The sequence below is a fragment of the Salinicola salarius genome, assembly GCF_003206135.1.
Classification (GTDB): Bacteria; Pseudomonadota; Gammaproteobacteria; order Pseudomonadales; family Halomonadaceae; genus Salinicola; species Salinicola salarius.
The window spans coordinates 98,499-113,763 of the sequence record NZ_PZJT01000006.1 but is presented as its reverse complement, the minus strand read 5'-3'; the positions used below and the strand labels follow the sequence as shown (position 1 = coordinate 113,763).

General features: G+C 61.8%; 21 protein-coding genes, 1 tRNA gene and 1 riboswitch. Of the genes, 11 read left to right on the top strand and 11 right to left on the bottom strand.

All coding sequences use genetic code 11. From position 1 onward, the window contains the following. Positions 1-18 precede the first annotated feature (18 nt). The 6 genes from DOM32_RS07015 to DOM32_RS06990 form a co-directional block, all read right to left on the bottom strand. On the bottom strand, positions 19-567 hold the full coding sequence (locus DOM32_RS07015; protein WP_110632677.1) for an acyl carrier protein phosphodiesterase: 549 nt from the start codon (positions 565-567) through the stop codon (positions 19-21). 18 nt (positions 568-585) lie between these two features. Next, a complete protein-coding gene (locus DOM32_RS07010; protein WP_087720365.1) occupies positions 586-936 on the bottom strand; it encodes a TusE/DsrC/DsvC family sulfur relay protein in 351 nt (116 codons plus the stop codon). Further along, complete coding sequence (gene tusB, locus DOM32_RS07005; RefSeq protein ID WP_110632676.1) at positions 936-1,226, bottom strand: sulfurtransferase complex subunit TusB; 291 nt, start codon at positions 1,224-1,226, stop codon at positions 936-938. The genes DOM32_RS07010 and tusB overlap by 1 nt, the downstream gene beginning before the upstream one ends. Before the next feature lie 38 nt (positions 1,227-1,264). Then, positions 1,265-1,669 carry a sulfurtransferase complex subunit TusC gene (tusC, locus tag DOM32_RS07000; protein WP_244179838.1) on the bottom strand — a complete coding sequence of 135 codons (405 nt, stop codon included), beginning with the start codon at positions 1,667-1,669 and terminating at the stop codon, positions 1,265-1,267. Continuing rightward, the gene (tusD, locus tag DOM32_RS06995; protein ID WP_110633351.1) at positions 1,666-2,058 is read right to left on the bottom strand and encodes a sulfurtransferase complex subunit TusD; all 393 of its coding nucleotides are present in this window, start codon (positions 2,056-2,058) and stop codon (positions 1,666-1,668) included. The genes tusC and tusD overlap by 4 nt, the downstream gene beginning before the upstream one ends. Before the next feature lie 112 nt (positions 2,059-2,170). Next, complete coding sequence (locus DOM32_RS06990) at positions 2,171-2,842, bottom strand: Bax inhibitor-1/YccA family protein (RefSeq protein WP_110632673.1); 672 nt, start codon at positions 2,840-2,842, stop codon at positions 2,171-2,173. 164 nt (positions 2,843-3,006) lie between these two features. Between DOM32_RS06990 and DOM32_RS06985 the strand changes: the two genes are divergently transcribed. From DOM32_RS06985 to DOM32_RS06965, 5 genes are all read left to right on the top strand, one after another. Further along, positions 3,007-3,097: transfer RNA gene (locus tag DOM32_RS06985), tRNA-Ser, on the top strand. 281 nt (positions 3,098-3,378) lie between these two features. Next, entirely contained in the window at positions 3,379-3,723 is a 345-nt protein-coding gene (locus DOM32_RS06980; RefSeq protein ID WP_110632670.1) for a hypothetical protein, read from the top strand. 139 nt (positions 3,724-3,862) lie between these two features. Then, the gene (locus DOM32_RS06975) at positions 3,863-4,105 is read left to right on the top strand and encodes a DUF1654 domain-containing protein (RefSeq protein ID WP_110632667.1); all 243 of its coding nucleotides are present in this window, start codon (positions 3,863-3,865) and stop codon (positions 4,103-4,105) included. 127 nt (positions 4,106-4,232) lie between these two features. Then, the gene (locus tag DOM32_RS06970; protein ID WP_110632664.1) at positions 4,233-4,535 is read left to right on the top strand and encodes a hypothetical protein; all 303 of its coding nucleotides are present in this window, start codon (positions 4,233-4,235) and stop codon (positions 4,533-4,535) included. Positions 4,536-4,611: 76 nt separating this feature from the next. Further along, positions 4,612-4,827 (top strand): hypothetical protein, encoded by a 216-nt coding sequence (locus DOM32_RS06965; RefSeq protein WP_139284269.1) that lies wholly within the window; start codon positions 4,612-4,614, stop codon positions 4,825-4,827. Between the two features lie 126 nt (positions 4,828-4,953). On the opposite strand, the gene DOM32_RS06960 is transcribed toward DOM32_RS06965, so the two are convergent. Both DOM32_RS06960 and DOM32_RS06955 read right to left on the bottom strand, forming a co-directional pair. After that, positions 4,954-6,663: a potassium/proton antiporter gene (locus DOM32_RS06960; RefSeq protein ID WP_110632661.1), complete on the bottom strand. Its 1,710-nt coding sequence runs from the start codon at positions 6,661-6,663 to the stop codon at positions 4,954-4,956. Between the two features lie 132 nt (positions 6,664-6,795). Beyond that, the gene (locus tag DOM32_RS06955; RefSeq protein WP_110632658.1) at positions 6,796-7,662 is read right to left on the bottom strand and encodes a hypothetical protein; all 867 of its coding nucleotides are present in this window, start codon (positions 7,660-7,662) and stop codon (positions 6,796-6,798) included. Positions 7,663-7,731: 69 nt separating this feature from the next. After that, a riboswitch (TPP riboswitch) is annotated at positions 7,732-7,835 on the top strand. Between the two features lie 31 nt (positions 7,836-7,866). Here DOM32_RS06955 and DOM32_RS06950 point away from each other — a divergent pair. From DOM32_RS06950 to DOM32_RS06935, 4 genes are all read left to right on the top strand, one after another. Next, entirely contained in the window at positions 7,867-8,610 is a 744-nt protein-coding gene (locus DOM32_RS06950) for an ABC transporter ATP-binding protein (protein ID WP_110632656.1), read from the top strand. Beyond that, positions 8,603-9,379 carry an ABC transporter permease gene (locus tag DOM32_RS06945; RefSeq protein ID WP_110632653.1) on the top strand — a complete coding sequence of 259 codons (777 nt, stop codon included), beginning with the start codon at positions 8,603-8,605 and terminating at the stop codon, positions 9,377-9,379. The genes DOM32_RS06950 and DOM32_RS06945 overlap by 8 nt, the downstream gene beginning before the upstream one ends. A gap of 85 nt (positions 9,380-9,464) precedes the next feature. Next, the gene (locus DOM32_RS06940; protein ID WP_244179837.1) at positions 9,465-10,475 is read left to right on the top strand and encodes an ABC transporter substrate-binding protein; all 1,011 of its coding nucleotides are present in this window, start codon (positions 9,465-9,467) and stop codon (positions 10,473-10,475) included. A gap of 24 nt (positions 10,476-10,499) precedes the next feature. After that, on the top strand, positions 10,500-11,399 hold the full coding sequence (locus tag DOM32_RS06935; RefSeq protein WP_157957032.1) for a hypothetical protein: 900 nt from the start codon (positions 10,500-10,502) through the stop codon (positions 11,397-11,399). 117 nt (positions 11,400-11,516) lie between these two features. On the opposite strand, the gene DOM32_RS06930 is transcribed toward DOM32_RS06935, so the two are convergent. Continuing rightward, the gene (locus DOM32_RS06930) at positions 11,517-12,308 is read right to left on the bottom strand and encodes an alpha/beta fold hydrolase (RefSeq protein WP_110632644.1); all 792 of its coding nucleotides are present in this window, start codon (positions 12,306-12,308) and stop codon (positions 11,517-11,519) included. A gap of 143 nt (positions 12,309-12,451) precedes the next feature. Then, positions 12,452-13,132, bottom strand: coding sequence for a 7-cyano-7-deazaguanine/7-aminomethyl-7-deazaguanine transporter (locus tag DOM32_RS06925; RefSeq protein ID WP_110632641.1), 681 nt, complete (start codon positions 13,130-13,132; stop codon positions 12,452-12,454). Between the two features lie 273 nt (positions 13,133-13,405). Between DOM32_RS06925 and DOM32_RS06920 the strand changes: the two genes are divergently transcribed. Then, the gene (locus DOM32_RS06920) at positions 13,406-13,708 is read left to right on the top strand and encodes an ArsR/SmtB family transcription factor (RefSeq protein ID WP_244179836.1); all 303 of its coding nucleotides are present in this window, start codon (positions 13,406-13,408) and stop codon (positions 13,706-13,708) included. Between the two features lie 44 nt (positions 13,709-13,752). On the opposite strand, the gene sohB is transcribed toward DOM32_RS06920, so the two are convergent. Next, positions 13,753-14,793: a protease SohB gene (gene sohB, locus DOM32_RS06915; RefSeq protein ID WP_110632636.1), complete on the bottom strand. Its 1,041-nt coding sequence runs from the start codon at positions 14,791-14,793 to the stop codon at positions 13,753-13,755. A 142-nt stretch (positions 14,794-14,935) separates the two neighbouring features. On the opposite strand from sohB, the gene DOM32_RS06910 reads away from it, so the two are divergent. Next, positions 14,936-15,256, top strand: a complete 321-nt coding sequence (locus DOM32_RS06910; protein ID WP_110632633.1) for an SCP2 sterol-binding domain-containing protein — start codon at positions 14,936-14,938, stop codon at positions 15,254-15,256. Positions 15,257-15,265: the final 9 nt, after the last annotated feature.

Genomic DNA, 15,265 nt, shown 5'->3' with positions numbered 1-15,265 from the left:
CTGGCGGCAAGCGTCGGTTCAGTCACGGAACCGGCGCTGCATGTCGGGCCATAGCGTGACGAAAGCGGCTTCGAGATTGTCGTACTCGTCACGCAGCCAGGGCGTCAGCGCGGCGAGCTGGTTGGGGCCGCGCAAGCGCTGGCCGATGCCGGCGATGGCGCGACAGGTGAAATCGAAATCGGCATAACATCGCAGCCAGTCGCCGTCGATCAGCGTTGGCACCATCCTCTCCAGGCGCGCCGGCGCCTGCCGCTCGCCAAGGACCCGGTAACAGCGTTCCACCAGTGCCGCATCCGGATGACGGCTGGCGAGAAAATGATCCCACACCACATCCAGCGCGATACCGGCGAAACGCCGCTGGGCTTTCGGCGCCATCTGCAGCAGGCGCAACACTTCCGCGTGCCGATCGATGGCGGCATCGACCTGACGGTGATGACGAATGCCAGACGCGACCGCTGCCGGCCACGGTTGGAGATCCGCCCCCTTGACCCCGTCGGCGATCAGGTTGCCGTAAAGGAATTCATCGCTGCCGTGGCGCGAAAGCCAGGCGTGAGCGAGAAAGTTCATGAAGTCTGGTAACCGGCGCTAGAGACAGTTGGTCGGCTTGGGCAGGCCGGCCAGCCTGGCGCCGACCTTGGCCGGGCTTTCGGGGAACAGTTGCATCAAGTAGATCGAGCTGCCCTTCTCCTCGCCCAGCGACTGCTTCACTGCCTTGACCAAGGGGCGCATGGCCGGTGCGGCCTCGAAGCGCTGGTAGAAGTCTCGCAATACCGCGATCACTTCCCAATGAGCCGGCGTCAGCTCACGACCGTCATCCGCCGCCAGCGCTTCGGCGACGCTTTCCGACCAGTCGTCGAGAGAGACCAGGTACCCCTCCGGGTCCAGCGCGATGGGCTGCCCTTCCACCAACAGTGTTCTTGCAGTTGTCGTTGCCATTAGAACCAGCTCACACAGCGTTGATGGCTTTCCGTCAGCGACAGAAAGCCGTTCATGTCGACGACCGCGATGGCCGGGCTGACCCGCTCGGCCAGCCCCCGGGATGCCAGATCCTCCGCCAGCACCGACACGCGCCCCTCGAAGGGTTCGAGCGCGGCACTGGCCGACGGCAGCGCCGCGTAACAGGCGTCTTCGATCAATAATAGATGATCGTCGGCCCCGAAGGCTTCGCCCAGTTCTCGATAGACGGATAGCGACTGCGGGGATCGATTGAGCAGATGCAACAGCATTGGCGTCGTTCCAGGCCTGGAAGATCGAAATGAAGATCCTAGAAGATCAAAGCATGAGGGTGGAGCGCAAAGCACTCGGCCACCGCCTCGGCATTCAGGGGCACCACCGGCAGCATCAGGTCGTCGGCCGAAAGCCCCCGCTCGGCGAGCGCCGTCTCGCTGGCCCAAAGCGTGTCGATGTCATACATCTCCAGCATCGCTATCTGCGGATGGGTGCCCTTTTGTCCCAAGGCGCCCGCCTGCTGACCTTTCAGCAAGGCATAGACCCCATCGCCCTGAAACAACAGCCCGACTCGCTGGCCGAAGGCAGCCGCCACCAGCGCGACATCGAGCCCCTCGCGAAGCCATTGCGAGCCGTGTGGCGGATGGCGCAGCACGATAAGCAGATCCTGCGGCACGGTTTCTACATCAGAAACGGTTTCCATATCCGAAAAAGTCGTCATGGCGCAAAGGTGATCAATCGATCATTGGCGAGCATGGCATCGACCAACTGGCCGACGCCGGTCAATTCGAACGGTGGCTCGACGCTATGCACAGCCAAGCCGTGACGGCTGGCCTCGCTGGTATCCAGCACACCCCGGCGCAACCCCGCCGCCACACAGACTAGCAGTTCGGCACCATGCGCTTCGTGGAGCCGTTTCCAGCCATCGGCCAGATGGACTTCGTCCTGGGGCGGTGACATCAGCGCCGAGGCGTTGTGGACCCCGTCATGATAGAAGAAGACCGTTTTCAGACGGTGCCCCCCCGCCACGACGGTCTCCGCGAAACGCAGCGCCGAAAGCGCCGCCTGATGACTGTAAGGCGCGGCGTGCAACAACAGAGCGTAGGTCAGCATCGGCAATCGGTCGCTCCGTTTCGTGAATCCAATGACACCATGGTACCAAACGACAAGGCCCCACCGTAGTGGGGCCTCGATGCCGTCGATGGAATCATCGAGCCGGATCCTAGTCGTCGGACATTACGCCCAGGATCGACAGCAGGCTCACGAACAAGTTGTAGATCGACACATACAGCGTGATGGTCGCGAGAATGTAGTTCGTCTCACCCGCGCGATTCACGATCTCGCTGGTCTGGTACAGGATCGCCGCCGAGGAGAACAGCACGAAGCCTGCAGATACCGCCAGCGCCAGCCCCGGGATGTTGAAGATCAGCGCCGCCACCATGGCCAGTACCAGCACGATGGCACCCGCCATCATGAAGTTACCCAGGAAGCTGAAGTCCTTGCGCGTGATCAGTGCAACGGCTGACAGACCCAGGAACGTGGCCGCGGTCATGCCCAAGGCGGTCATCACCAGTTGCGCGCCGTTGGGGATCGACAGGTAGAGATCGATGATCGGCCCCAGCGTGAAGCCCATGAAACCGGTGAAGGCAAACGTCGCCGCAATACCCGCGCCGGAATTGGCAGTCTTGTGTACCAAAAACATCAGGCCGTAAGCGCCGATAAAGAATACGAAGATGTTGAGTTGCGTAATGCCCATGGCCACGGCAGCGCCTGCGGTCACGGCGGAGAATAGCAGTGTCATGGCCAGCAACATGTAGGTGTTGCGCAACACCTTGTTGGTGCTGACCGCGCTCGATCGACGATCGGCGACGTCGTGCGATGTTCGAAAATCCATTGTCGTCCCCTCAGTTCTGTTGAAACTCACCCATAGACCAGAATGCCCTTGCAAAGTTCCCCTGACAAGCGCTATGGAAGCCCCGGAGAAAGAAATAACTTATTGAAAGCTAAAGAACCTATTGACGTTTTCGAACGAGCTGGTAGTATGCCTCGCCGTAAGCCGGAGGGATGGCAGAGCGGTTGAATGCACCGGTCTTGAAAACCGGCGTAGGTTAATAGCCTACCCAGGGTTCGAATCCCTGTCCCTCCGCCACTTTTTCGAGAAAGGTCAGCTACTTAGCTGGCCTTTTTTCGTTTCTGAATGGCTTAATCCATTGCTTTCTGGCTGCTGCCATCTCGATATAAAAATGCGCATGCTTTTTGGTCGTCGTGCTGCCGAAGTTCCCAGCCACCCTCATTTCAACTTTGCTCCGACATCCCCCCAGCGGGCTTTGTGAATAGCCCAGCCAAAACGCCGGCCCACGCTAGAGAGCAACCGTCAAAACTGTCATAGTGGGTAGCCTCCACTACAAGACAGGTAGCGTTTTGAATTCCATGAAAAATATTCTCGTTGCCGGGGCGCTGGGCGCCATCATCGGGTCAACCCAGGCGTCTGCGGCCGACTTCGAATGCTCGGCGGATAGCTTGATGGAGCATATCGGCGAGCAGACCCAGCAGATCGAGGCGTACATTGCCAGCAGTGACGATCCCCAGCAGACCCAGCAGGAACTGGCGAACATGGCGAGAGGCTTGCGTGAGAATGGTCGGGTTTCCAATCATGACGAGGAGATGAAAAAGCTGGCGAGCGGAGCCGACTTCCAGCCCTCCCAGTCGTTCTGTGACGATATGCAGACCACCATGTCCGCCATTCAGTCATACATGGAGAGCCACCCGCACTGAGTTCGCTTTCAGCACCGGAAGCCGTGCGGGCTTGGTTCGATATGGCGATGCAAGGCGTAGGTCCGATCGAGCGTCCCGTTTGTGTTCGCCTCTCTCCTGATGGATACTGTATGAATGAACAGTTATCTCGGAGCGTTCGATGGTCATCCCCTTCCCAACGCCTGAATCCAGACTCGTACGCCGGGCGGAAAAGCTCATCTCGCTGGCGCACGCCAATCGTCGTCATCAGGTGACGATCAGCCGAGGGGACGAAGAGCCCGTCGATGCCTGGGAGCGGCTTGTCGAGCAGTTCGAAGACAGTGACAGCATCCGTGTCATCCACATCACCCGCCATGACGTATTGCTCAACTGGCGCTCGCCCACCTCGGGCCTCGCTTCGTGACGCTGATCGCTGAAGACGTCTGCATGGGGTCGGAACCGAGATATCCGCCAGCCACTTTTTTTGATTGAGGGTGCGGATAAGGGGCCGGACGGTGCTACCCTGCGACTAGTCTCTAATGATGTTGCCAATGCACCGCGCGCTAATCTTCTTTCTCGTTTCCCTTCTATTGGCAGGCTGCGTGTCGGTGACGCCGCGGCTGACGGCCACGAATTTCCTGCAGGACAGCAATACCTGCGAGCGTCAGACGCACCAGATCGCTGGCGAACGCGAATATCAGCTATGCATGGCGCGCCTGGGCTGGCCGGACCCTCAGAGGCAAATGGCACTGGAACAGGCTGACGATAGCCGCAACGGTCAAAGTAGCGGCTTCATCGACGAAGCGATCAATGGCCTTCAGTTCGGTTTGCAGTGGGATCTGGACCCGGATTGAAGGCCGCTGAATTCGCTGTACAACGCCAGTGTCTCGACTACCCTGAAGGTCGATGTCTTTCCTGGAGGATTCCATCATGGCAGAACCGTTCGTCGAGATCAGAAAGACACATCTACCCGGCAACCCCCAACAAGTCAGCTATGAGGTCTACGATGGCGACACGGGTGGCAGCCTGGGGCATTTTCCGGAAGCTGCCCAGGCGCAGAAGCGAGCAGACAGCATGAACAGCATGACGTCTCGGGAGACTGGCAAGCGGCTGGACCACCCGACCGACGATGCAGACGTCGAGTAATACGCTTTTTCGACTACACAGATGCCGCTACGGAGCCATTCATGCAGAGCAAGGCCCCGTAGCCTTGATTCAGAAGCCTTGATTCAGAAGCTTTGATTCCGAAGCGAAGCCCAGCCGCTTCGATGGTCAATGATAGAGACGTAGACCCACTCGCGTGACGCGATTCCCTTCCATCTCGCTGACGACCCAGTGGAACCCATGCCAGTCGACGTCGTCCCCGACCACGGGATGACCGCCGACGCGCAGCGCCACGAACTCCCCTAGCGTCATCTCCTGCTCTCCGGGACTCAGCGTCAAACCGTAGGCGTTGGCCACTTCCTGCATCAGGGCCTCGCCATCCAGCGTGAAGGTACCGAAGAACGCACGCTCCCGCTTGAGCTTGGCCTCCCCGTTGAACAGCCGGTTGAGCGATGGCAGATCGCCGGTCCGCCCGATCAGACAAATCACGTCACTCAGCCGCAAGCGCGTACTCCCCTTGGGATGCAGCATGGCGTGCTGGCGAAAGATCGCCGAGATCAGCGTGCCGGATGGCAGGCGAAGCAGGCGAATCGGTACGTCATCGAGAGATTCGTTCTCGACCTTGTAGACGAACATCTCGTAGTCGTTTTCCGGCAGCACGCCCAGTTGCCCGCGCCGATCGGGCGTCGTGGTTTCCGGCAGCACCACCCGCATCCAGCGGGCAACCCGCGCCAGTGTCGAGCCCTGCAGCAGCAGCGAGATCAGCACGACGAAGAACGCCACGTTGAAGTAGAGCGTGGCGTTCTCGACACCGCTGATGACCGGGAAGATCGCCAGCACGATGGGAACGGCCCCGCGCAGGCCGACCCAGGAAATGAAACCGATCTCGCGCCATCGGAAATTGAAAAACGGCACCAGTGAAGCCATTACCGCAACGGGACGCGCCAGCACGATCAACGCCACGGCCAGAATGGCGCTCGGTACCGCGTAATCGATCATCTCCGACGGTGTGACCAGCAGGCCCAGCACCAGGAATAGCCCGATCTGGCTCAGCCAGGCCAGCCCGTCGTGGACGGGAAGAATGTGCGTGAGGTGACGTCCGGGCTGATTGCCGATCATCAGACCGGTGAGATAGATGGCCAGGAAGCCGCTGCCGCCAGCAGCGCTGGTTGCGCCGAAGATGCAGAACCCAAGCGCCAAAGCCAACAGCGAATAGAGACCGGGCGCCAGATCCAGGTAACGCAGCAGCTTGGCCGATACCCAGCCGCCGCCCAGCCCGACGGCGAGCCCCAGCCCGAACTGCAGGAAGAAGCGCATCAGCGTCTCCCATACGCCTCCGACGGCACCGGTCAGCAATTCGGCGAGAGTGATGGTGAGAAAGATCGCCATCGGATCGTTGGTACCGGATTCGATCTCGAGCGTTGCCCCCACGCGCTCGTTGAGATTGACGCCCTGCCCCTTGAGCATGGAGAAGACCGCGGCGGCGTCCGTCGAGCCGACGATCGCCCCCACCAGCAAGCCTTCGGTAAGCGTCAGATCCATTAGCCACATGGCCAGCAGGCCCAGAATACCGCTGGTCAGGAAGACCCCGATGGTGGCCAGCGACAGCGCCGGCCTGAGCCCCACGCGGAAGGTTCGGAAGCGCGTGCGAAGGCCGCCGTCGAGCAGAATCATCGCCAGCGCCAGGTGGCCGATCAGAAACGCCTGGGAGTAATCATCGAACTGCAGGCCTAGCACGCCTTCCTCGCCGGCGAGCATGCCCAGGCCCAGAAAGAGAACGAGCAGCGGTACGCCGATCCGGGACGACACCCGGCTGGCCAGAATACTGAGGGCTATCAGTGCCCCACATACAAGAAACAGGCTATTGATCGAGTCCAATTCTCAGCCATCGGTTATGAGTCGGGATGATCCAGGGTCTGTTGCCGTTCCGGCGCGGCCGTGCGTGAAACGGCAACAGGCCTTAGTATGCCATGCAGACGAAGTCTTGCGTGGTCGAAAATTGCTGCAAATTTAATCTTTTAGCCAGTGTGGATGGCCGATTACCCGGTCCCCGGCGCCTTCTCCATGCAACCCCAGCAGCACCGCCAGCGCCCGCATTCCGGGGCGATAATCGGTGAGATCCGGTATCGAGTGATAACGGCCATAAGCGGCGATGAAGGCATCGCGCTGGCCGGCATTTTCGAGCAGCAGTTCGAGCAGGCAGAGATCCAGCTCCAGCGGCGCCCACACCAACGCTTCCCAGTCGCTCCATAACCAGTCCGTCGCGCCTTCGAGAAATTGATCGCTGCGCAGATCCGGCAGGCACCAGACGCTCTTCGAGGGCTGCGGCCAACTCGGCACGTGGCCTATCCAGTCGCGCCGGGGGTGGTGCTCCACGAACGCGCGGGCACGCTCCGGCCAACTCGACAGCGGCAAGATGTCACCGACGGGATGACCAAACCCCGGCTGTGCTTCCCGATGCAGTAGCGCCAGTTGATCGCCGAGCCGCGCGGCCAGCGTCTCGCTCATCACGGGCGGGGCGGCATGGCGCCATGGCAGGCTCCAGAGCGGCGCCTGCTGCAACCGGTCGAGGAACGTCATCGGCAACGGCGCCATCGGCAAATGGGGTGGCAGCCATCCCGGCACGCGGGTCAGCGCTTCGGGAACCTGCCAGCGGTCGAACCCGAACAGCTGTCGGATCCCCCACCAGAAGCCGTCGGTCGCGGGCGATCTCCTCGCCAGCTTCAGCAACTGCGGAGAAAGCTCTTCGCTGCGCCACAGCCAGTTGGCGCTGTCCGGCCAGCGTAGCGCCAACGGCGTCAGCGACTTGCCCGTCAGCGCCGCCATGCGCCGGGTCAGTTCGTCATCCGCGCGGATCGCAACGTCTCGCATCGTCAATGCACTTCGTCCTTGTGTCGGTCCGATCATCGCCGGTGGGCAGGCGGTGACGGTCGGCGTACAATCGCAGGCACTGGATAGGGGTGCCCATGCGACGGGCTGAGAGTGCGGTATGCACAACCCTTGAACCTGAACCGGCTAATACCGGCGGAGGAAATGCCAGCAGTTCTCGCATGACTTCGCCCGGCCCCGATGGGAGTTGTCATGCCACCACCCGGACTCGTCGTCCGCCAGGCCTCGCTGACGTTCGGCAATCGCCCGCTGTTTCACGGGCTTCAGGCCCGGTTCGACGCGGGCAGCTGGACTTGCCTGCTCGGTCGCAGCGGCAGCGGCAAGAGCTCGTTGCTGCGCATGATCGCCAGCCTGAGACTGCCTGACAACCATCATCTCGATCTCGCTACCAGCGACGGTGCGCCGCTGACGGGCCGTCTCGCCTGGATGGCGCAGCAGGATCTCCTCGTTCCCTGGCAGCGCGTGGTGGGTAACGTGATGCTGGGTTCGCATTGGCGAGGACGACCCGCGCCTGAGGACCGGCAGCGTGCCCAGCGCCTGCTGGACCAGGTCGGTCTCGCCGACAAGGCCGGTCAGTGGCCGGACGAACTCTCCGGCGGGCAACGCCAGCGCGTCGCCCTCGCCCGTACGCTGTTCGAGGATGCCAGCGTCGTGCTGATGGACGAACCCTTCTCGGCGGTCGATGCCATTACCCGGCTGGAGCTGCATGACCTTGCCAGCCGACTCCTGGCCGACCGCACGGTGATCATGGTGACGCACGACCCGCTCGAGGCGCTGCGTCTGGCCGATCGAATCCTGATCCTGCAGGGCGAGCCCGCCCGCCTGGTATCGATACCCGTACCCGAAGGCGCTCGCCCGCGCCCGCTCGACAATATCGACCTGCAGCGTCGTCAGGCCGAGCTCGTCACCCGGCTGCGGGAGTCGGCTCATGCTTGAGAAGATCGCACCGGGCCGACTCGTTCGCCCCGTGGTGGCGCTCGTCGTCCTCGCTGCCATCTGGCAGCTGGTACTGATACTGACCGGCGTGCCGCGCTACATTCTGCCCTCGCCGATGGCCGTCGGTAGCGCCTTGATCGAACAGCGTGCGTTGCTTGCCCATCATGCCGGCATCACCGCGATCGAGATCGTGGCCGGGCTGATCGGCGGCATCCTGCTGGGGCTGGCAACGGCGCTGGCGCTGGCTCGCTTCCGCGCCCTGCGCCGCACGTTGCTGCCGCTGCTGCTGATCAGTCAAGCCATCCCGCTGTTCGCGCTGGCACCGATCCTGATGCTGTGGCTCGGTTACGGCCTGGGGCCGAAGATCCTGATGGCCATGGTCATCATCTACTTCCCGGTCGCATCGACCGGCTACGACGGGCTGCGCCAGACACCGCAGGGCTGGCTCGATCTGGCTCGCACCTTCGGGTTGAGCCGGCGCCAGCAGCTGCTGAAAGTCCAATTGCCGGCCGCCCTGCCGTCGCTCGCTTCCGGGCTGCGGATGGCGGCCAGCGCGGCGCCGATCGGTGCGGTGATCGGTGAATGGGTCGGCTCCAGTCAAGGGCTGGGCTACTTGATGCTCAACGCCAATGCACGATTGCAGATCGACCTGATGTTTGCCGCCCTGGTCGTGCTCGTGGCGTTTGCCGTCCTGCTCTACTTCGGCGTCGACGCTGCACTGAGGCTGTCGATGCCCTGGCACCGGGATCGTGTGGAATCCGGATCCTGAAACGAGATCACACCGGCTCTTTCTAGCGAATCGTAGCAACCATGCATGTCTTCATGAATACATCGAAATGACAGGGGAACAAACCATGGCAATCCAACCTTCGACACTATGGCGGCGCGGACTGGCGATGAGCCTGGCGCTGCTGGGCCTGGCCCTGGCGACGCCGACCTTGGCGCAGCAAGACGAAAATGCCCTGGCGCCGCCACAGATGATTCCGCTGAGCGTGATGCTCGACTGGTACGTCAATCCGGTTCACGCACCGATCGTCATCGCCAAGCAGCGCGGGCTGTTCGAGAAACGCGGCCTGGATGTCGACATTCAGGCCCCGGCCGATCCCAGCGTCCCGCCCAAGCTGGTCGCTGCCGGGCGGATCGATCTTGCGGTCAGCTATCAGCCGCAGCTGCATTTGCAGGTGGATCAGGGGCTTCCGGTCGTACGCGTCGGTACGCTGATCGCGACGCCGCTGAATGCGCTGCTGGTACGCGCGGATAGCGGTATCGAAGACCTGTCCCAGCTCGCCGGGAAAAAGGTCGGATACTCGGTCGGCGGCGTCGAGGAGGTTCTGCTGTCGGCCATGCTCGAGCACAGCGGCCTGAGCCTGGACGATGTCGATATGGTCAACGTCAACTTTTCGCTGACACCGGCGCTGATCAGCGAAAAGGTCGACGCCGTCACCGGGGCCTTCCGCAACTTCGAACCGGCGCAGATGAAACAGGAAGGCGTCGAAGGCAAGGCGTTCTATATCGAGGAACAGGGCGTGCCCACCTACGATGAACTGATCTTCGTCGCCAATCGCGAGACGCTGGATCAACACCGCGAGGCCGACCGCCGCTTCATGGATGCCATCGGCGAGGCGACATCCTGGATAATCAATCATCCGGACGACGCGTGGCAGAGCTTCATCGCCTACGATCCCGCGCTGGATACGCCGCTCAACGCGGCCGCCTGGAAAGCCACACTGCCCCGCTTCGCCTTGCGGCCGGCGGCGCTGGATGCCAAACGCTACCGCGATTTCGAGGCATTTTTGCTCGAACGCGGCCAGATCAAGGCCCAGAGTCCGGTCTCCCGCCTCGCGGTGGATCTCAACGCACCCTAGCGGAGGATCGTCTAGATTGGTGATATGAGTTCAATATCATCGCGTTATGACGCATTGCATTACGACCCGCGGCAGGATCCGACCCAGGCGCTGCCGAGCACGACCGTCGACGATCTGGGGGCGTTGCCGGCGCGGCCCGGGGTCTACGTCTTCTTCGGTCAGAATGAACTGCCGCTGTACGTCGGCAAGAGCATCAACATGCGCAGCCGTGTTCGCAGTCACGTGCAGCAGCCGGTTTCCCGCCGCCATGACCAGATGATGGCGCAGACCCGACGCATCGCGTGGATGCGAACCAGCGGCGACCTGGGCGCTCAGTTGCTGGAGGCCGACCTGATCAAGCGATGGGTGCCGCTCTACAACCGGCAGCTACGCAAGCGTGTACGCATGGTGAGCTGGAACTGGCCCGACGGCGATGATCGCCCGACGCTCACCGACGGCCAATGGGTGGTAACGGCACGGACACGGTTCTACGGCCTGTTTCGGAATCGCCGCGATGCCCAGATGACGCTCCGGGACATCGCCAACGACGAATCGCTGTGTCTGCGTGTCCTGGGGCTGGAAGCCGGACGGGGCCGCTGCTTCGGCTATCAGATCGGCCGTTGCCTCGGCGCCTGCTGCGGGAGGGAAAGTCTGGAGGAACATACCTGGCGAGCGCGGGATGGAATGGAGAAACTGCGCATCGAGAACTGGCCCTGGCCCGGCCGCGTCGCCTTCAGGGAAAGCGATCGTCAGGGCGAGGTCGGCCTGCATATCGTCGATCACTGGCACTACCAGGGCAGTGTCGAACGGCTCGACGATCTTGACACCTTGCCCGACACCCGCGGTTTCGATATCGATACCTATCGTATCCTCAATCGCTTCATCTCGTCCGAAGACGCGAAGATCGAGCCGATCCCGATCGATGGCGGAATCGACCCGTTATAGCGCCGAGCCGACATGACGTCGAATCGCTATGCTTACCCTTCGGGCCAGCCTTCGGCTGTTACTCCCTACGGTCGTTGCGCCTTGTCTGGCTATCGCTCGTCGATTTTCAGACAGAGCTTAGGAGCCGGTGGTGAAGCGATTCACGGCCTCCCGAAACGCCTCCGGCTGTTCGGCGTGCAGCCAGTGGCCGGCGCCTTCCAGGGTCTGCCATTCGACGTTGGGCATGACCGCGGCGACCGCGTCGCGATGACGATCCCGCACATAGTGGGAATCACCGCCACGAATCAGCAAGGCCGGACCTTCGAAGGGCTGATCGCCATCGGGCGGTGCGATGATGTCCTCGTACCCCGCGCCGATCTCGTCGAGCCCGACCCGCCAGCGCATGATGCCATCGTCGTCGCGCACCAGATTGGTCGCCAGGAACTGACGCGTGGGAGCGCTATCGATCTCTTCTTCCATTATCGCCGCGGCTTCGCGACGGGAGGTCGGCTGCCCCGTCTCGACCCGACGCATCGCCGCGAAGATCTCGTCATGGCCGTGCTCGTACGCCACCGGCGCGATGTCGGCGACGATCAGATGCGCTACCCGCGCCGGGTTGAGCCGTGCCAGCGTCATCGCGACCTTGCCGCCCATCGAATGCCCCAGCAGGTCGAAGCGTTCGATATCGAGCTCGTCCAGCAACATGATGACATCGGACGCCATCGCCGCGTATCGCATCCCCTCGACGTGAGGCGAGCGGCCATGATTGCGCAGGTCGACGGCGATCACGCGTCGATCGACCTGCCACTGCTTGATGTGGGAGCGCCAATTGTCGGCGCTACCGAACAGCCCGTGCAGCACGACCAGCGGAATCGCGGTATCGCCGCTCTCCGCGATTCCGGTATCGATACAGTGAAGTTGCAACGTCATCCCTCCTGAAATCCGATCCGACGGCTCGAGAAGCCGCCAGCTCGGTCAAGGATAACAAAACCCGGGGTTCGGCTCCGCCCCCGCGCAGGCGGACACCGCCAGCGCCCGATGGACGGCGTTGTGCGGCGACAAGCGGATGACTGCTATCCGCGCTGGCGCGACACGCCGGGCAGATTGAATCGATCTCCCTGGGCCAGCAGTCGACGCCCCAGGTAGGCCAGCAGAACGCCGTACAGCGGCAGGAAGAAGATCAGACTGATCGACAGCTTCACCGCGTAGTCGAACCAGGCGATCTCCACCCAGTGCTCGCGCATGAACGGATCGGGGCCCTGCCAGAAGGCGATGGCGAAGAACGCGAAGGTATCCGCCAGATTGCCGAGAATGGTCGAGAGCGTCGGCGCGACCCACCAGGCGCGAAGCCGGCGCAGCCGGTCGAACACGTGAATGTCGAGCAGTTGGCCCAGCACGTAAGCCATGAAACTGGCCAGTGCGATTCGGCCGACGAACAGGTTCCACTGGGCCAGCGCCTCCACCCCCTGGAACCGCCCCTGCTGAAACAGCACCGATACTGCATAGGAGATCAGTAGCGCAGGCACCATGACCCTGGCGATGATCCTTCTTGCCGGCGCCTTGCCGAACAGGCGGACCGTCAGGTCGGTGGCCAGGAAAATGAACGGAAAGCTGAACGCCCCCCAGGTGGTATGGAGCCCCCACAGGGTGAACGGTAGCTGGACCAGATAGTTGCTGGCAGTGATCACCAGCACATGGAAGCTGACCAGCCATAGCAGGGCAAGTCGGCGCTGGCGTTTGTCGAGTGTCAACATGAGTAACCTTTTTCGTTTGCCGTAGCTCTCATTGTCAAAGAGCTATTACCGGAGTTGGCCGAGGGGTTAGGGAACCCTCTGGAATGGCAGCAATGTCTGAATCGCTTGGAGCGGGCGCGAATTATAGGGATCAGCCGAAGAGATCGCTAGCACCACCACGGAGATACGCGCCAAAAAGCATTGTAACTTTACGTTACGTCACGCTAATATCAGTAACGACTGAACAGTGGGTTCAGTGTAGGCGATCCGCCAACGCGCACGCGGAACTTCATGATGACGACAATGATTACCCCACTTGGCGACCACCAGATCGGTCCTGCCACTGCGACTCTCAAGGCGATCGCCAATGAGAGCCGGTTGCGTATCCTTTGCCTGCTGATGCAGGGTGAGCATTCCGTGACCCAGATCAACAGAGAAATGACGCTGAGCCAATCGGCGCTATCACAGCATCTTGCCGTGCTGCGCCAGGAACGTCTGGTCGCGACCCGTCGCAGCTCTCAGGTGATCTACTACTCGCTGAACGGCGACGTGGCCGAACGCCTGATCCAGACGCTCGGCAAACTGGATATTGCCTGAGCCGCTTTCGCCCGGCTTGCCTATGCCGGGCGATGCCGAGCGGGTCAACGGCGTTGCCAGCGCAGATCTTCGACCCGCTGGAGAATATGGTCAATGCTTCTTTCCAGACCGCTCTCCATGCCTTTACCCAGTTTGCCCATCAGGCCAGCGCGTGATGCCAGCGACACATTGAGCACGCGTAGCTGCTGGCGCTGCTTTTCCAGCAGATAGGCGTCACTGGTACCCACCGCATCGATCAAGCCGGCGTCGAGCGCCTCGCTGCCATACCAGATCTCCCCCGTCGCGACGGTTTCGATATCCAGCGCTGGCCGCCGCTGGGCCACGTAATGCTTGAAGAGATCGTGGGTGGATTGAAGATCCTCGAGAAACTTGGCGCGCCCCTCTTCACTGTTTTCGCCCAGCACCGTCAACGTGCGCTTGTAGCGCCCGGCAGTCAGCAGCTCGACATCCACATCGTGCTTCTTGAGCAGCCGATGGACATTGGGAATTTGCGCCACGACGCCGATCGAGCCGATGACCGCGAACGGAGCGGCGATCAGGTGATTGGCGCAACACGCCATCATGTAGCCGCCGCTGGCCGCGACCTTGTCCACGCAAACGGTCAGACGAGCGCCGGCATCACGCAGGCGATCCAGCTGTGCCGCGGCGAGGCCGTAGCTGTGTACCAGGCCACCGCCGGACTGCAGACGCAACACGATCTCGTCCCCGCTCCTGATCTCTTCCAGCAGCAGCGACACCAGTTCGGCCAATGCCGACGTTCCGGAAGCTTTCATGTCACCTTCGAAATCGAGCACCCAGACACGCTCGGCCTCGCGTTTGGCCTCCTGCTTGTGAGCCAGTTTGGTGGACTTGCGCAACTGCTTGGCCAACCGGCGTCGACCCGCCTTGGGCACCGCGGCCAGATGCAGCTGACGACGCCGACGCTGAAAGCGCTCGTCCAGCTCGACGATCTTCAGTGTCGATCCGGCGCTGCCCTGCCCTTTGCGACGCCCATGGGCGATCAGCGTCAGAATCACGCCGAGGGCGATCACCAGTGTCATGGTCTTGGCGAGGAAGAGACCGTAGTCGGCCAACCATTCGATCACGTCATACTCCTTGTTCTAGCCATTCTGAACATTCACTGCTCTCGACGGAGGCATCGAAGAAAATCGCGTTCCCCGCTTCCGCCGCTTGCATGGTACTACCGGCGATGATTTGCTTAGCGCTTTCGCTGCAGGAGACGCCCTCATGGATGACGAACAATTGATCGCCAAACTTCGTGCCCGGTTCGATACCAATGCCGCCGAGTCGGTCTCGGCCATCTATCAGTTCGATCTCGATGATGTCGATGACTACTACATGACGATCGATCAGGGCTCGCTCGATATCCAGGCGGGCCGTCATCCCGAACCCAGCGTCACCATCTCGAGCGATACCACGACACTCATGAAGCTGGTGAGAAAGGAACTCAACGCCATGCAGGCCCTGCTGACCGGCAAAGTAAAGGTCAAGGGAGATATCGGTCTTGCCAGCCGGCTTCCCAAGCTGTTCGGTAAATCCTCCGTCTGAACCGACACA

What these genes read in the sequence shown, in the direction of transcription:
- DOM32_RS07015 (WP_110632677.1), bottom strand. Translation starts at nt 567, where the DNA reads ATGAACTTTCTCGCTCACGCCTGGCTTTCGCGCCACGGCAGCGATGAA.
- DOM32_RS07010 (WP_087720365.1), bottom strand. Translation starts at nt 936, where the DNA reads ATGGCAACGACAACTGCAAGAACACTGTTGGTGGAAGGGCAGCCCATC.
- tusB (WP_110632676.1), bottom strand. Translation starts at nt 1,226, where the DNA reads ATGCTGTTGCATCTGCTCAATCGATCCCCGCAGTCGCTATCCGTCTAT.
- tusC (WP_244179838.1), bottom strand. Translation starts at nt 1,669, where the DNA reads ATGACGACTTTTTCGGATATGGAAACCGTTTCTGATGTAGAAACCGTG.
- DOM32_RS06990 (WP_110632673.1), bottom strand. Translation starts at nt 2,842, where the DNA reads ATGGATTTTCGAACATCGCACGACGTCGCCGATCGTCGATCGAGCGCG.
- DOM32_RS06980 (WP_110632670.1), top strand. Translation starts at nt 3,379, where the DNA reads ATGAAAAATATTCTCGTTGCCGGGGCGCTGGGCGCCATCATCGGGTCA.
- DOM32_RS06975 (WP_110632667.1), top strand. Translation starts at nt 3,863, where the DNA reads ATGGTCATCCCCTTCCCAACGCCTGAATCCAGACTCGTACGCCGGGCG.
- DOM32_RS06970 (WP_110632664.1), top strand. Translation starts at nt 4,233, where the DNA reads ATGCACCGCGCGCTAATCTTCTTTCTCGTTTCCCTTCTATTGGCAGGC.
- DOM32_RS06965 (WP_139284269.1), top strand. Translation starts at nt 4,612, where the DNA reads ATGGCAGAACCGTTCGTCGAGATCAGAAAGACACATCTACCCGGCAAC.
- DOM32_RS06950 (WP_110632656.1), top strand. Translation starts at nt 7,867, where the DNA reads ATGCCACCACCCGGACTCGTCGTCCGCCAGGCCTCGCTGACGTTCGGC.
- DOM32_RS06945 (WP_110632653.1), top strand. Translation starts at nt 8,603, where the DNA reads ATGCTTGAGAAGATCGCACCGGGCCGACTCGTTCGCCCCGTGGTGGCG.
- DOM32_RS06940 (WP_244179837.1), top strand. Translation starts at nt 9,465, where the DNA reads ATGGCAATCCAACCTTCGACACTATGGCGGCGCGGACTGGCGATGAGC.
- DOM32_RS06935 (WP_157957032.1), top strand. Translation starts at nt 10,500, where the DNA reads ATGAGTTCAATATCATCGCGTTATGACGCATTGCATTACGACCCGCGG.
- DOM32_RS06930 (WP_110632644.1), bottom strand. Translation starts at nt 12,308, where the DNA reads ATGACGTTGCAACTTCACTGTATCGATACCGGAATCGCGGAGAGCGGC.
- DOM32_RS06925 (WP_110632641.1), bottom strand. Translation starts at nt 13,132, where the DNA reads ATGTTGACACTCGACAAACGCCAGCGCCGACTTGCCCTGCTATGGCTG.
- DOM32_RS06920 (WP_244179836.1), top strand. Translation starts at nt 13,406, where the DNA reads ATGACGACAATGATTACCCCACTTGGCGACCACCAGATCGGTCCTGCC.
- DOM32_RS06910 (WP_110632633.1), top strand. Translation starts at nt 14,936, where the DNA reads ATGGATGACGAACAATTGATCGCCAAACTTCGTGCCCGGTTCGATACC.